Below are 14,459 nucleotides of genomic sequence, written 5' to 3'. Positions count from 1 at the left end.
CTGGTGGCGTTCGTCTATCTGGCTGCCCAATTCTTCCTAATGCCCGACAATGTGGCCGTCCTCAAGAAGCGCTATGAAGGGCGTTTGGCCGAGGTCGCGGCGGAGCGCGAGAAACTGAAGGCCGATATCCAGCGTTTCCGCCAAGCTCGCGAGGGCATGAACGCGGCCCTGGCATCCCTGGGACGCCAGGTAGGCACCATGCAGGCTCGGGTTACCCGGCTCGATTCGCTGGGCCAGCGGGTGATCCAGGTGGCTGGGCTCGATGACGGCGAGTTCGACTTCTCGGCCCAGCCCGCAATGGGCGGCCCCGATTCACAGTCCGATATTGGCGGTCCGATGAGCGGCCAGAATCTCACCGAACTGGCCAGCCAGGTGGAGCGGCTATCAAAGCGCATCGGCAATCGCCAGGGGCAGCTGGACCTGCTCCAGGGCATGATCGACCGTCGCCAGGTTCGGGAGGAGATGCGCCCGGATGGTTGGCCCACCGAGGGCGGTTGGCTGTCTTCTGATTTCGGCAAGCGCATCGATCCGTTCTCCGGCCAACCTGCCTATCACTACGGAGTGGACATCGCCAACCACAAGGGCTCCGACGTGGAAGCCATGGCACCGGGCCTGGTCACCTGGTCGGGAGAGCGCTACGGTTACGGCGATCTTGTCGAGATCGACCACGGCAACGGTTACCGCACCCGATACGCCCACAACAAAGAGATCACCGTCTCCGTGGGAGAGCGGGTGGCCAAGGGAGCCACGGTGGGCAAAGTGGGAAAGTCCGGGCGTTCCACCGGCCCCCATCTCCATCTGGAGGTGCTCCATAACGGTGACCAGATCGATCCCCGCGAATTCCTGAACCATTGACGCCGCCCCCTTCTTCGGCGAACGCCAACCGAACGTCCCCGCCCGCAGCCCCGGACCCACCTGCCGCCATCACCGGTGCTTCCGAGGAACGCTTCGCTTCGAGGGCCGCCTGCCATGCGATGACCGATCGCTCCGGGGCGCTTCCGGGCCCCATACCGTTTTCGAAACCGTCCATTTGAGCGCACTATCATGTTGACCAAACTGATCGGCAAGACCATCGGAACCCGCAACGACCGCCTGCTGCGGCGCTACCGCAAGATGGTGGGGCGGGTCAACGCCTTCGAAAGCGATGTGCAAGCCCTCACCGACGAGGAACTGTCAGGACGGACGGAGCACTTCCGCAGTCGCCTGGGCGACGGCGAGACCCTGGACGAGCTCCTGCCCGAGGCCTTTGCCGTGGTCCGGGAAGCCAGCAACCGCGTTCTGGGCATGCGCCATTTCGACGTCCAGCTCATGGGGGGCATGGTGCTCCACGAGGGGCGGATCGCCGAGATGAAGACCGGCGAGGGCAAGACCTTGGTGGCACCCCTGGCGGTCTATCTCAACGCCCTCGCCGAAAAGGGCGTGCACGTGGTTACCGTCAACGATTACCTGGCCCGGCGCGACGCCGAATGGATGGGCCAGGTCTACCGCTTCCTGGGACTTTCCGCGGGCACCATCCAGGCGGGCATGGCCACGCCGGATCGCCAGGCCTCCTATGCCTGCGACGTGACCTACGGCACTAACAACGAATTCGGCTTTGACTTCCTGCGCGACAACATGGCCTTCCGGCTGGAGGATATGGTCCAGCGCGGCCATCCCTTCGCCATTGTCGACGAGGTGGACTCCATTCTCATTGACGAGGCCCGCACCCCCTTGGTGATTTCCGGGCCCACCGAGGATCGCACCGACCTCTACTACAAGATCGACCACCTCATCCCCTACCTCGAGGCGGAAACCGACTACACCGTTGACGAAAAGGCTCGCCAGGTAACCCCCACCGAGGAGGGCAACGACAAGATCGAGGGCCTGCTGCGGGAGGCCGGCCTGCTCACGGAAGGGGATCTGTACGACGCCGCCAACGTCGGACTGGTTCATCATATCAGCCAGGCCCTGCGCGCCCACGCCCTGTTCACCCGGGAGAAGGACTACATCGTCCGCGATGGCGAGGTGGTCATCATCGACGAGTTCACCGGGCGCATGATGCCCGGGCGGCGCTGGGGTGATGGCCTGCACCAGGCGGTGGAGGCCAAGGAGGGGGTGGAGATCCAGAACGAGAACCAGACCCTGGCCTCCATCACCTTCCAGAACTATTTCCGCCTCTACGACAAGATCGGCGGCATGACCGGCACCGCCGACACCGAGGCGATGGAGTTCAACCAGATCTACAACCTTGAAGTGGTGGTGGTGCCCACCCACAAGCCCATGATCCGCGAGGATCTGGACGATGTGGTGTATCGCACCAAGCGCGAGAAGTTCGACGCCATCGTCGCCGATATCGGCGATTGCTATCAGCGGGGTCAGCCGGTGCTGGTGGGCACGGCCAGCATCGCCGTCTCTGAGGAACTCTCCGGCGAGCTCGAGGAAGCCGGCATCCCGCACAATGTGCTCAATGCCAAGTTCCACGAGCAGGAGGCGGAGATCATCGCTCAGGCTGGCAAGCCGGGAATGGTCACCATCGCCACCAACATGGCAGGCCGGGGCACCGACATCGTCCTGGGCGGCAATCTGGACCGCGAGCTTGACGCCATAGACGCCGACGAATCCCTCTCCGAGGCGGAAAAGAACGCCCGGAAGGAGCAGGCCAAGACCGACTGGCAGGCCCGCCACGACCAAGTGGTGGCCGAGGGCGGATTGCACATCGTTGGCACCGAGCGCAACGAGTCCCGTCGCATCGACAACCAAATGCGCGGCCGCTCCGGCCGCCAGGGGGATCCAGGCTCATCCCGCTTCTTCCTGTCGCTCGAGGACGACCTCATGCGCATCTTCGCCTCCGAGCGCGTGAGCGGGCTCATGGAGCGCTTGGGCATGCCTGAGGGCGAGCCTATCGAGCACTCCTGGATCAACAAGGCCATCTCCAACGCCCAGCGGAAAGTGGAGGGGCGCAACTTCGACATCCGCAAGCAGCTTCTCGAATACGACGACGTCGCCAACCAGCAGCGCCAGCTGGTGTACGAGCAGCGTCGGGAGCTGATGGAGTCCGACGACATTTCCGAAACCATTGGGGGCTTCCGGGAGAGCGTTCTGAACACCGTCTTCCATCAGCACATTCCGCCCCAGTCGGTGGAGGAAGAGTGGGATCTCGCCGGCCTGGAGGAGGGCCTGTTCCACACTTACGGCGTGCACCTGCCGGTGCGGCAGTGGCTAGAGGAGGACACCTCCCTCCACGAGGAGACCCTCAAGGAGAAGCTCTGGGACACCCTGGAGGCCTACTACCAGGACAAGGAAGCCCAGGTGGGTGCCGACGTCATGCGTGAGTTCGAGAAGGTGGTGGCCCTGCAGACCCTGGACACCCAGTGGAAAGACCACTTGGCCGCCATGGACCACCTTAAGGAGGGCATCCACCTGCGCAGCATGGCCCAGCGCCAGCCCATCCAGGAGTTCAAGCGCGAGGCCTTCGGCATGTTTGAAGAGCTGCTGGAGCGCTTCAAGCACGAGGTGGTGGGCCTGTTGTACAAGGTCCAGGTCCGAGCCGAGTCCGACGTGGAGGAGTTCGAGGAGACGCGCTCCGAGCCGGAGGAGCTGCAGTATCAGCATCCTACCGCGGAGGGAGCCGTGGCCTCGGCCGAGCCGGTGGCGGCCGATGGCGCCCACCCCAAGCCCGATTTCGCCCCCGAGGACGAAGAAGAGCTGCGGCCCCAGACCTTCCAGCGGGAAGGCCGCAAGGTAGGCCGAAACGAGCCCTGTCCCTGCGGCTCCGGCAAGAAATACAAGCAGTGCTGCGGTAAGGCGGGCTGACCATGGCGGTGGGCCCGGGCATGCCCGCCGACTTGGCTAGCGTGCGAGGTGTGCGTCTGGGGGTTACTGCCGCCGGGATCCGGAAGACGGACCACGACGACCTTATCCTGATGGAGCTGCCCCCTGGAAGCCGGACCGCGGCGGTGTTCACCCGCAACGGCCTACGCGCGGCCCCGGTGTGGGTGGCCCAGGAGCACCTGTTGGCAGGCCAGCCCCGGCTGTTGGTGATCAACACCGGCAGTGCCAACGCCGCTACCGGCGACGCCGGGATGCAGACGGCAAGGGCCGTTTGCGCCGCCGCCGCCGAGCTTGCCGAGCTGAACCCGGCCGAGGTCCTGCCTTTCTCCACCGGCGTCATCGGCGAGCCCTTGCCGTTGGCCCCCTTCGAGGCGGGGTTGCCCGCCTGTTATGAGGACCTCAAGGCGGATGCGGAAAATTGGTGGCACGCTGCCGAAGCCATCCGCACCACCGATACTCGCTCCAAAGCGGCCAGCCGCACCGTGGCATTGGACGGCGAGCCGGTGACGGTTACCGGGATTGCCAAAGGCTCCGGCATGATCCATCCCAACATGGCCACCATGCTCGCCTTCGTTACCACCGACGCGGCTGTGGCGGAGGAGCCCTTGCAGGCGATCCTGGCTACGGCCACGGAGGCCACCTTCAACCGCATCAGCGTGGACGGCGACACCTCCACCAATGACGCCCTGACCCTGAGCGCCACCGGAGCAGCCGGGACCGACCCCATCCACTCGGCTACCGACCCCCGCCTCCCGGCGCTTCGGGAGGCGGTTACCGGGGTCTGCCGGGACCTGGCCCTGGCCATCGTGCGTGACGGCGAGGGCGCCACCCGGCTGCTGACTATAGGGGTGACCGGCGCCGCCGACGCGGGGGAGGCCGTCCGGGTGGCCCAGGCCATCGCCCGCTCGCCGCTGGTGAAGACCGCCGCCTTCGCCGGGGACCCCAACTGGGGACGCATCCTGGCGGCCGCCGGCTCCGCCCTGAAGGGGGAAGTGGACTGGAGCCGGGTCGACCTCCATCTGGGGGAGGTGCGGGTGGTCCGCGGCGGTGTGGTGGATCCAACCTATACCGAGGTCGCCGGGGCGGCGGCCATGGCCCCCGAGGAGGTGGCCGTAACCCTGGAGCTGGGCCGGGGTGATGCGGCCGATTGGATTTGGACCTGCGACCTGTCCTACGAGTACGTAACCATAAACGCCGAGTACCGGTCGTAGCCGTTTCCGCGACGGTAACCTCGAAACCTCATCTTTTGAGACTCCCCCCTTGACCGGTACATCCAGCGAGCCCGCCCTCCACGTGGCCGTGGGCCTGATCCACCGGGACGGCTACTATCTGCTGGCCAGCCGCGACCCTGACCGGCGGGGCGGAGGTGTCTGGGAGCTCCCGGGGGGCAAGCTGGAGGCCGGGGAGGGGGCCCGTGCCGCCTTGGCCAGGGAGCTCGCCGAGGAGCTCGGTATCGCTGTGGGGGCTTCCCGTGCCTATCCTCCCTTTGACTATGCCGGCGACTACGCCGTGCGCCTCTATCCCTTCGTGGTGACCGACTTCACCGGCCGTCCCACCGGCCGCGAGGGCCAGGCCCTGCGCTGGGCCGCCGTCCCCGACCTGTGGGCGGAGGCCGCTGCTATGCCGGGAGCCAACGGGCCCCTTCTGCGCCACCTGGCCCAATGCGGCTTGGTGCTCGCCTAGCTGGCTTCAGCCGTTGTCCCCTACAATCCCCAGAAAGTCCCCTACCGCCTGAGCTGGGTCGTCGGCGGCCAGGATGGCGTCAATGCAGGCAACGCCCGCCGCCCCGGCGGCGGTGGCTTCGACGGCGTTGGCCGGGACGATCCCGCCCAGGGCCAGGACCGGGACCGGACTCCCGGCGGCCAGCTCGGCGAAGCGTTCGGGGCCCAGGGGCCGGGCCTGGGGATGGCTGCGGGTGGCAAACAAAGGAGAGAGGAGGGCGAAGCGGGCACCCACGCGGCCTGCCCGGTCCAGGCCTCCGGCGTCGTGGGCGGCGACGGACAGCGCGCCGTCCCAGGCATGGGGCTCGGGGGCCATGGCCGCCTCGCCAAGGTGCAGGCCGTCGGCACCCACGCGGCGGGCGAGGGCCGGCCGCTCGGCCACAAAAAAGACCGCCCCCCGAGCGCTGGTGGCGTCCCGGAGGGCGATGGCTTGGTCGACGGCTTCGGCGTCAGGGAGGTCCTTGTCGCGAAAGAGGACTCCGGGAAGACCGGCATCGAGGGCCCGTGTCACCACATCGTTTAGGGCGCGGCCGCCGGTGCGGTGGCGGTCGGTAATCATCAGCAGGTGCGGCACCTCAGGTGTGATCCGTGCCCATGGCCTCGGCGATGGGCTCGCGCAGCTTGGTAAGTGCCTTGCGCTCGAGCTGGCGGACGCGCTCGGCCGAAACCGAATACTCGTCGGCGAGCTGCTGCAGGGTAGCGGGCTCCTCTGCCAGCCACCTGCGCTGCACAATGCTGCGGCTGCGCTCGTCCAGCTGCTCCAGGGCGCCGCCCAGGGCCTGAGAGGTCTGGGTCTTGTACTCGCTCTCGGCGAAGGACTCCTCCACGCCTGCTTCCTGATCGGGCAGGACGTCCACCCGGGTATCGCCGTCGGCGTCGTCGCCCAGGGGCTCGTTAAGGGACTGGTCGCCCCGGGACATGACGGCGTCCATCTTCAGGACCTGCTCCACCGGGACCTGCAGGTCTTCGGCGATACCCTCCGCCTCGGAGCGGGAAAGCCATGACAGATGCTTCTTGGCCTTGCGCAGGTTGAAGAACAGCTTGCGCTGCGCCTTGGTGGTGGCAACCTTGACCATGCGCCAGTTGCGCAGGATGTACTCGTGGATCTCGGCGCGGATCCAGTGGATGGCGAAGCTCACCAAGCGCACGCCGCGATCGGGGTCGAAGTGCTTGACCGCCTTCATGAGGCCGATGTTGCCCTCCTGGATCATGTCCGCGAAGGGCAGGCCGTAGTCCTGATAGCCCCGGGCGATGCGCACCACCACCCGCAGGTGAGAGAGCACCAACGCGCGCGCCGACTCGATGTCTTCGTGGTCGTTGAACCGACGCGCGTAGTCCTGCTCCTCCTCCCAGGAAAGGAGGGGGAGCTGGCGGACGTAGGAGAGATAGCTCTCCAGCGAACCGCTGTGGGCGTCGATCGAGAGGGCCAGGCTCTTGGAGGCCATAGGCGTTCCTCCCTTTTTCTTATGCGGGTGGCCGACCCGCATCCCCCGCCGAACTCGTCAAAACGGCGGAATCATGCGGCCCGGCGTGGCAGGTTTTTTTGGGTGCGTGCTGGCATTGCGTGGTGCATCGGGGGCCTGGCCCGCTAGAGCGCCGACTTCCAACCGGCGTGGCGGCGTTGGCCCCCACGTCATCGTATTAGTCGTTTTTAAAAGCGCGTGGTTCCCTAGCCCCGACTCTACCATAACGGGACTTGGGGATGCCCCGCTCGCGTTTCAAGCGGGCTCGATGTCGCGCAGGTGACGGCCCACCGCTAAGCGGCTGCCCAGCCAGCCCAGACCGGCGCCGACCAGGAGCAAGACGGCAAAGTAGCTGCCATCCGGGCCGCGAAGCCGGAAGCGGGTGTCGTAATGGGCGATCAGGTCGGCCAAGGAGATATTGAGCACGGCCAACGCGCCAGCCACCAGAACGGCGGCGAGCAAGGCCCCTGCCACCCCCTGTATCAGACCGGTGTAGACAAAGGGCAAGCGGACGAAGGCGTCGGTGCCGCCGATCATCTTGATCACCTCGATCTCGCGGCGGCGATTGAGCACGGCCAAGCGGATGGTGTTGCCGATAATCAGCACCACCACGGCGCCCAGAAGCACCGCGGAGACCCCCCCGGTCTGACGCAAAAAGCCTACCACGGCCTGGAAGCGCTCCACCCAGCGCCGGTCGTACTGGACCTGATCCACCGCCGACCAGGCGCTGACGGTATCGGCCACCGCGGCCATGCGTGCCGGGGCCCGCTGCTGGGGGCTGATGGTCACCTCGAAGCTGCCCGGCAGGGGATTATCGGGCAATCCCTCCAGCGCTTCCCCCAAACCGAGGAGGCTAGTGGCCTCCTCCAGGGCCTGCTCGGGCCCCACGTAGCGGACATTGGCCACCCCGTCCAGCCCGCGCAGCCTGTCCTCCAGGGCCTTGGGGTTGATACCTTCATGGACCAGGAAGACCGACAGCTTGCCCGGCTCTTCGAAGCGCTCGGCAAGCCGCTCCAGATTGTCGGTGATCAACAGCAGGGCCGCCGGCAAGGCCAGGGCGGCCGCCAGCACCACCACCGTCATCAGGGTGGCCACGGGCTGCCGCAGGAGGCGGCCGATCACTTCCCCCAGGATCTCGCGGTGCTGGCGTAGAGGCACCCGAAGCGGTTTCATGAGAACAGCGTGCCCCGTTGCAGCTGTAGCTGGGGTAGGCCCAGACGCTGGGGCTGGCTCAGGTCGTGCGTGGCCACCAGGACGGTCATGCCGAACTGGTGGAACTCGTAGAACAGGTCCATGATCTCGTCGCCCAATTGCTTGTCCAGGTTGCCCGTGGGCTCATCGGCCAGCAGGAGGTCGGGCTTGTTGACCAGGGCACGGGCTATGGCCACGCGCTGCTGCTCGCCCCCGGAAAGGGTTATGGGGTATTTGTCACGGTGCCGCTCCAGGCCCACCCGGGCCAGAACGGCCTGCACCCGACCGGTGATTTTGGACCGGGGGAAGTTGCGCACCTGCAGGGCGAGGGCGACGTTGTCGTAGACAGTGCGGTCGAACAGCAGCTTGTGATCCTGGAACACGGTGCCGATGGCGCGGCGCAGGTAGGGGATCCGGCGCCGGGGGATGCTGGTGATGTCGTCGCCGCCTATCACCACCCGGCCCCCGGAAGGCCGCTCGATGGCAGTGGCCAGTTTGAGCAGAGTGGACTTGCCGGCCCCCGAGTGACCCGTCAGGAAATGCATGGAGCCCGGCTCTAAGGCCAAAGAAACCCCTTGCAGGGCGGCCTGGCCATGGGGGTAGCGCTTGGAGACGCGGTCGAGGGTGAGCACTTGGGCAATGTCCCCCTTGTTGGGTCACGGGCTTTAGCTGAAAGCGAGGCAGTCTGAAAAGTTTTAAGTGTTAAGTTTTAAGTCCTGATTCTTCGGGACTAAGCGGGGCTTGCCGAGGGGGGCGGCCTTCGCCAATCCGCGAAGCGGAAAAGGCCCTTCGCCGTTACTTAACACTTAAAACTCGTGGGGCGCCCCCGAAGCCCCCCGCGTCCCGGTGCGCGGGATCGGCCCTCTACTCCTCGGTCGCCTCCCCCGTGTCCAACAGCGCATCCACGAACGCCTCGGGGTCGAAGGGACGCAGGTCCTCGGGGCGCTCGCCGACGCCGATGTAGCGGATGGGCAGGCCCAGTTTTTGGGTCAGGGCCACGATAATGCCGCCCTTGGCGGTGCCGTCCAGTTTGGTCACGATCAGGCCGGTCAGCGGCACCGCCTCGTGGAATTTCTCCGCCTGCGCCAGGGCGTTCTGACCGGTGGTGGCGTCCACCACCAGCCAGGTCTCGTGCGGGGCGTCGCCGTCCAGGCGGTTCACCACCCGTCGGACCTTGGCCAGCTCCTCCATAAGGTTGGCCTTAGTGTGCAGGCGCCCGGCGGTGTCGGCCAAAAGCACGTCGGTACTCCGGCTTGCGGTGGCCTGAACGGCGTCATGAACCACCGAAGCCGAATCGCCCCCGGTTTCCTGGGCGATCACGGGTGCCTCCACGCGCTCGCCCCACTGCTTCAGTTGCTCCACCGCTGCGGCCCGGAAAGTGTCGCCGGCGGCGAGCATCACCGAGAGGCCCTGCTCTCGATAGCGAGCCGCCAGTTTGCCGATGGTGGTAGTCTTGCCGACGCCGTTGACTCCGACCACCAACGCCACCCGATGGTCTGCTCCGGGTTGCCAGTCCAGCTCAGGAGCGTCCACGCTCAGCGTGGCGATCAGGTGCTCGCGTACGGCACCAACCACCGCCTCGGGATCGGTCAGGTCACGCCTTCTGACCCGGTCGGTGATGGCCTCGATGATCTCGGTGGTGGTCTCCACCCCGATGTCGGCTGTGATCAGCAGGGTCTCTAGCTCCTCCAGGAGCTCGTCGTCGATCTGCTTCTTGCCGGCCACCAGACGAGCCAAGCCCTCGGTGAAGCTGCCCCGGGTCTTGGCCAGGCCGCTCTTTAGTCGAGCGAATAGCCCCCCCTTGTCCTCGCCCTGAGGGTCGTCGCTGTTTTGGTTTTGTTTGCGCTTGAACATGCTCGTTAGAGACGTCGTCGGTTCATGGATGGTTTATGATAACCTTTTTAGCAGCCGGCGCGCAGGGCGTTGCCCCGATTACCGCGCAGCCGGTTCGACCGTACCGTATGGCACAGGATTCGACCCATGACTCTCCGTTTGCTAACCGCCCTTGCCGCAGTTGTCCTTCTCGTGCCCGGCGGCCATGCCGCCGAGGTGGCCACCCACAAGCTCGATAATGGCATGGAGGTCCTGGTTCGCCCCGATCACCGGGCGCCGGTGGTGACCGCCATGGTCTGGTACCGCGTCGGCGGCATCGACGAGTACCCGGGGCGGACCGGTGTAGCCCACGTCCTCGAGCACATGATGTTCAAGGGCACCGAGGAGGTGGGGCCGGGCGAGTTCGCCGAGATCATCGCCCGCAACGGCGGCGATGACAACGCCTTCACCGGTCAGGACTACACCGCCTATTTCGAGAAGCTGGCCAGCGACCGCCTGGAGGTGGCCCTGCGCCTGGAGGCGGATCGCATGGTTAACCTGCTGCTCCAGGAGGAGCAGTTTGCCAAGGAGACCCAGGTGGTCATGGAGGAGCGGCGCCTGCGGGTGGAGGACGACCCGCGCTCGCTGGCCCACGAGACGCTGCGGGCCGTTGCCTTCGATGCCCACGGCTACGGCCAGCCCATCATCGGCTGGATGGAGGACCTGGAATCGCTGGAGCTGGCTGACCTAGAAACCTGGTACGACCGCTATTACAGCCCGCGCAACGCGCGCTTGGTGGTGGCCGGCGATGTCGAGCCGGAACAGGTGTTCGAGCTTGCCGAAAAACACTTCGGCGGCCTTCCCGGCGGCGCCGAGCCGGCCGCGGTGGATCCCAAACCGGCCCCGGAGCCGAGGGGGTCGCGCACGGTAGACCTGGAGGCCCAGGCGCGGGTGCCCTATACCGTCATGGCGTACCGCGTGCCCAACCTGCCCGCCGCCGACGCCAACTGGGAGCCCTTCGCCCTGCGCCTCCTCGCCGGCATCCTGGACGAGGGCCGCTCAGCCCGCCTGGCCTCACGCTTAGTACGCGACCGCGGGCTGGCGGCCTCGGCCGGGGCCCATTACGGCCCGGAAAGCCGCGCACCGGGGCTGTTCTACCTGGAAGGTACGCCGGCGCCGGATACGGATCCCGAAGCACTGGAGCAGGCCTTGCTGGATCAGGTGGCCAGCCTTCGGGAGGAGGCCGTCGGTAAGGACGAGCTTGCTCGGGTCAAGCGCCAGATCGCGGCTAGCGAGGTCTTTCAGAACGACTCGGTGTTCTACCAGGCCATGGAGATCGGCAAGCTGGAGACCATCGGCTACGGCCACGAATACCGCAAAAACTACTTGGAGCGCATCCGCGCCGTGACTCCGGAACAGATTCAAAAGGTCGCCGCAAAGTACCTCAAGCCGCAGAGGCGAACTCTGGTGCGCCTGCACCCCCAAAAGCCGCAAGGCGCGCCCAAGGGCGCGGGGGAGGTCCGGCAATGACCGAAGCTCGCCGTAGCCGCCTTCAGGTCCGGGGCTTGACCGCCGCTGCCTTGCTGCTTCTAGCGGCGGGCTGTGCCCAGGGCCCCGCAGCCGAGGACCCCGACAACGGAGGCCCGGATCCGGCCACCGACTACCAGGTGCCCATCGAAACGTGGTCCCTGGATAACGGCGCTCGGGTGCTCTACGTCCACCGCCCCGAGCTGCCCATGATGAGCCTCAAGGTGGCCTTCGACGCCGGCAGCGCCCGCGACCCCGAAGGCAAGTTCGGCCTCTCCGCGCTGACCGCCCGCATGCTCGATCAGGGCGCGGGCGAGCTCTCGGCCGACCAGTTTGCCCGCCGCGTTGACGATCTCGGCCTGAACTTTGGCGCCGGCAACGGCCGGGATCAGCTGTCCGTGCGCGTCACCAGCCTCACCAAAGGGGACACTACGGCCAAAGCCTGGGGCCTGCTGACGACCGCTCTCACTGAGCCCGCCTTTGGGCCGGGGGCACTGGCTCGGGAGCGCAACCGGCTCCTCACCGCCATCGAACGGGACAAGGAGGACCCGCAGCAGGTCGGGTTGAAGGCCTTCTACCGGAAGGTTTACGGCGATCATCCCTACGCCCATCCCAGCGAGGGCGAGCCCGACGGCCTCAAGGCCATCGAGCGGTCGGATCTGGAGGCATTCGCCGAGCGGTATTTCGTCGGCCGTAACGCCACCATTGCCGTGGTTGGGGCCATGGAGCCGTCCGCCGTGAAGGACCTGCTGGGCGATACCCTGGGGCGCCTGCCCGCCGGGGAAGCCCCTCCCTCCCTGGCCGAGGTGCCGGATCTTGAAGGCCCGCGGGAGGTGTTCATCGATAAGGAGGTGAGCCAAGCCCAGATCCTCATGGGCCAGCCCGGCACCACCCGCGACGCCGAGGACTACTTCCCGTTGCTGGTGGGCAACTACAGCCTGGGTGGTGGCGGTTTTGTCTCGCGCCTGGTGAGCGTGGTCCGCGAGGAGTACGGCCTGTCCTACAGTGTCTTCTCCACCTTCGCTCCCCTGACCCGGCGGGGTCCCTTCGTGGCCGGCCTGCAGACCGCCAACGATAATGTCCCCAAGGCCCTTTCCCTGCTCCAGAAGGAGGTGGCGTCCTTTGTCCGGGAAGGCCCCACCGCCGACGAGGTGGACGCCGCGCAGCGCTACCTCACCGGCTCCTTCCCGCTCAAGCTGGAGAGCAACCAGGATCTGCGGGGCCAGCTGGCCACCCTGGGCTTTTACGGGCTAGGTCCGGACTACCTTGAACGTTACCTGGCCCGCATCCGGTCCGTCGATGCGGGCGATATCGAGGTGGCCATGGCCGATCGCCTCGACCCGGAGCGCATGGTGACCGTTATTGTCGGTGCCGTGCGGCCCGAAGGCTTCGGAGAGGGCGGCGACTAGCGCCGCCTGTCCTCAAGCCGTCAGCCTAGTTCCCAAGATGGGGTGGGTTGTGGGAGGCTTGTGAGTGCCAAGGATGCCGCTTGAAGGGGGCTGCGAAGGCTTGCGGGGCCTCCGCGGGTAATGGGGGCATGGAGCCTCTGCCAGGGTCACAGTCGAAGGGAGAGGAACATGGCGGAAGTGGTTCAAAGGGTTTTGCTCGTGGAGGACTCCAACTCCTCCCGGCAGATGCTTGAGCACATCCTTCGCTCGGGGGGGTTCGACGTGATCTCGGCGGAGAACGGCGTGGAAGCTCTCGAGGTCCTTCAGCAGCGCCGTCCGGACGCGATCGTCTCCGACATCATGATGCCGGAGATGGATGGCTACCAGTTTTACGAAAAGGTCCGTAAGCAGGGGCGCTATGCCCTGGTGCCCTTCCTGTTCCTGACCGCTCGCGAAGAGATCCAGGACCAGGTCTACGGGCTGTCGCTGGGGGCCGACGACTATATCACCAAGCCCATCGAGGCCGAAGAGCTGCTCGCCCGCATCCGTACTGCGCTAAAGCGGAACGACCGTTTCTTCCAGGCCTATCAGCGCGACCCCATCACCGGTGTCATGATGCCGGAGGCGTTTCGCGAGCAGGCGGAGGCGGAGGAATCCCGCGCCGAGCGTTTCGGCCGCCAGTTTTCCATCCTGACCCTCAAGCTCGACCAGCTGGACAGCCACCGGCGGGAATTCGGCGATTTCACCGCGGACAGCTTTCTGGAGCAGGTGTCCGAGCTCCTACAGAACAATACCCGCAAGTTCAACCAGGTCAGCCGTTCCGGGCCGGACCACCTCACCATGCTGTTGCCCGAAGCCAGTGCCGAGGATGCCCAGGGTGCCGGGGATGTGCTGAAGGGCCATATCGCCAACGCGCAGTTCATCTCGCCCCAGGGCGGGCGCGAGCTCGAGCTCACCGCCACCGCTATTACCGCCACCTATCCCGATGAGGGCGGCACCGATAAGCTCCTGGAGCAGTGCGGTGTCGGACTGGAGCGCAAGTGGTGAAGGCCTAGTATTAAGTTGGAATTGATTAATAAGTAGTTATGGGACGGCGAGAGAGCGTAGCGGCGCCTTGCCCTCACTTGATACCTAACGGCCTAATGCTACCCAACCTTTGCCTGCCGCCATGCCCCTGACTCCTTGCCTGAGGTGTTGCCCGTGCGCGTGATTGGCGGCTCCGAGCGTGGCCGGCGGTTGCAGGTCCCCAAAGGCCGCGAGGTGCGGCCTACCCCCGACCGCGTGCGGGAAACCCTGTTCAATTGGCTCCAGGGGGAGGTGGAAGGCACCGCTGCCTTGGATCTGTTCGCCGGCAGCGGCGCCCTGGGGATCGAGGCGCTGTCCCGTGGCGCCGCCGTCGCCACTTTCGCGGAGAACGCCCGGCCCGCCCTGGCCGCCCTGGAGGCCAACCTGGCTTCCTTAACCGATAGCGGCCGATCCGAGGTGGTTCGGGTCCCGGTTTGGCGCTACCTCAAACAGGCCCCCGCGCGAAGCTACCACCTTGTCTT

At 66.3% G+C, this 14,459-nt stretch carries 13 protein-coding genes; 8 read left to right on the top strand and 5 right to left on the bottom strand.

Annotated features, from left to right (window positions below; translation table 11 throughout):
• Positions 1–3: 3 nt before the first annotated feature.
• From V5A19_RS09655 to V5A19_RS09640, 4 genes are all read left to right on the top strand, one after another.
• The gene (locus V5A19_RS09655; RefSeq protein ID WP_332318587.1) at positions 4–855 is read left to right on the top strand and encodes a M23 family metallopeptidase; all 852 of its coding nucleotides are present in this window, start codon (positions 4–6) and stop codon (positions 853–855) included.
• Between the two features lie 189 nt (positions 856–1,044).
• The gene (secA, locus tag V5A19_RS09650; protein WP_332318588.1) at positions 1,045–3,792 is read left to right on the top strand and encodes a preprotein translocase subunit SecA; all 2,748 of its coding nucleotides are present in this window, start codon (positions 1,045–1,047) and stop codon (positions 3,790–3,792) included.
• Positions 3,793–3,794: 2 nt separating this feature from the next.
• Positions 3,795–5,021 (top strand): bifunctional glutamate N-acetyltransferase/amino-acid acetyltransferase ArgJ, encoded by a 1,227-nt coding sequence (argJ, locus tag V5A19_RS09645; RefSeq protein WP_332318589.1) that lies wholly within the window; start codon positions 3,795–3,797, stop codon positions 5,019–5,021.
• A gap of 49 nt (positions 5,022–5,070) precedes the next feature.
• Entirely contained in the window at positions 5,071–5,493 is a 423-nt protein-coding gene (locus V5A19_RS09640) for an NUDIX domain-containing protein (protein ID WP_332318590.1), read from the top strand.
• Positions 5,494–5,499: 6 nt separating this feature from the next.
• On the opposite strand, the gene V5A19_RS09635 is transcribed toward V5A19_RS09640, so the two are convergent.
• The 5 genes from V5A19_RS09635 to ftsY form a co-directional block, all read right to left on the bottom strand.
• Entirely contained in the window at positions 5,500–6,105 is a 606-nt protein-coding gene (locus V5A19_RS09635) for a thiamine phosphate synthase (RefSeq protein ID WP_332318591.1), read from the bottom strand.
• A gap of 1 nt (position 6,106) precedes the next feature.
• Positions 6,107–6,976, bottom strand: coding sequence for an RNA polymerase sigma factor RpoH (rpoH, locus tag V5A19_RS09630; protein ID WP_332318592.1), 870 nt, complete (start codon positions 6,974–6,976; stop codon positions 6,107–6,109).
• Between the two features lie 273 nt (positions 6,977–7,249).
• Positions 7,250–8,167 carry a permease-like cell division protein FtsX gene (ftsX, locus tag V5A19_RS09625; protein WP_332318593.1) on the bottom strand — a complete coding sequence of 306 codons (918 nt, stop codon included), beginning with the start codon at positions 8,165–8,167 and terminating at the stop codon, positions 7,250–7,252.
• Positions 8,164–8,817, bottom strand: a complete 654-nt coding sequence (gene ftsE / locus V5A19_RS09620; RefSeq protein ID WP_332318594.1) for a cell division ATP-binding protein FtsE — start codon at positions 8,815–8,817, stop codon at positions 8,164–8,166. The genes ftsX and ftsE overlap by 4 nt, the downstream gene beginning before the upstream one ends.
• A 232-nt stretch (positions 8,818–9,049) precedes the next feature.
• Positions 9,050–10,039: a signal recognition particle-docking protein FtsY gene (ftsY, locus tag V5A19_RS09615; protein ID WP_332318595.1), complete on the bottom strand. Its 990-nt coding sequence runs from the start codon at positions 10,037–10,039 to the stop codon at positions 9,050–9,052.
• A 126-nt stretch (positions 10,040–10,165) separates the two neighbouring features.
• Between ftsY and V5A19_RS09610 the strand changes: the two genes are divergently transcribed.
• From V5A19_RS09610 to V5A19_RS09595, 4 genes are all read left to right on the top strand, one after another.
• Positions 10,166–11,527, top strand: a complete 1,362-nt coding sequence (locus tag V5A19_RS09610) for a M16 family metallopeptidase (RefSeq protein ID WP_332318596.1) — start codon at positions 10,166–10,168, stop codon at positions 11,525–11,527.
• A complete protein-coding gene (locus tag V5A19_RS09605) occupies positions 11,524–12,933 on the top strand; it encodes a M16 family metallopeptidase (protein WP_332318597.1) in 1,410 nt (469 codons plus the stop codon). Before V5A19_RS09610 ends, V5A19_RS09605 begins: the two co-directional genes overlap by 4 nt.
• 168 nt (positions 12,934–13,101) lie before the next feature.
• Positions 13,102–13,959 (top strand): response regulator, encoded by an 858-nt coding sequence (locus V5A19_RS09600; RefSeq protein ID WP_332318598.1) that lies wholly within the window; start codon positions 13,102–13,104, stop codon positions 13,957–13,959.
• Between the two features lie 153 nt (positions 13,960–14,112).
• Positions 14,113–14,459 (top strand): RsmD family RNA methyltransferase (locus V5A19_RS09595; RefSeq protein WP_332327773.1); only part of this gene is annotated, 347 nt, incomplete at its 3' end.

This window comes from Thiohalorhabdus sp. (genome assembly GCF_036628635.1).
Lineage (GTDB): Bacteria > Pseudomonadota > Gammaproteobacteria > Thiohalorhabdales > Thiohalorhabdaceae > Thiohalorhabdus.
This window is presented reverse-complemented; position numbering and strand designations above follow the sequence as displayed.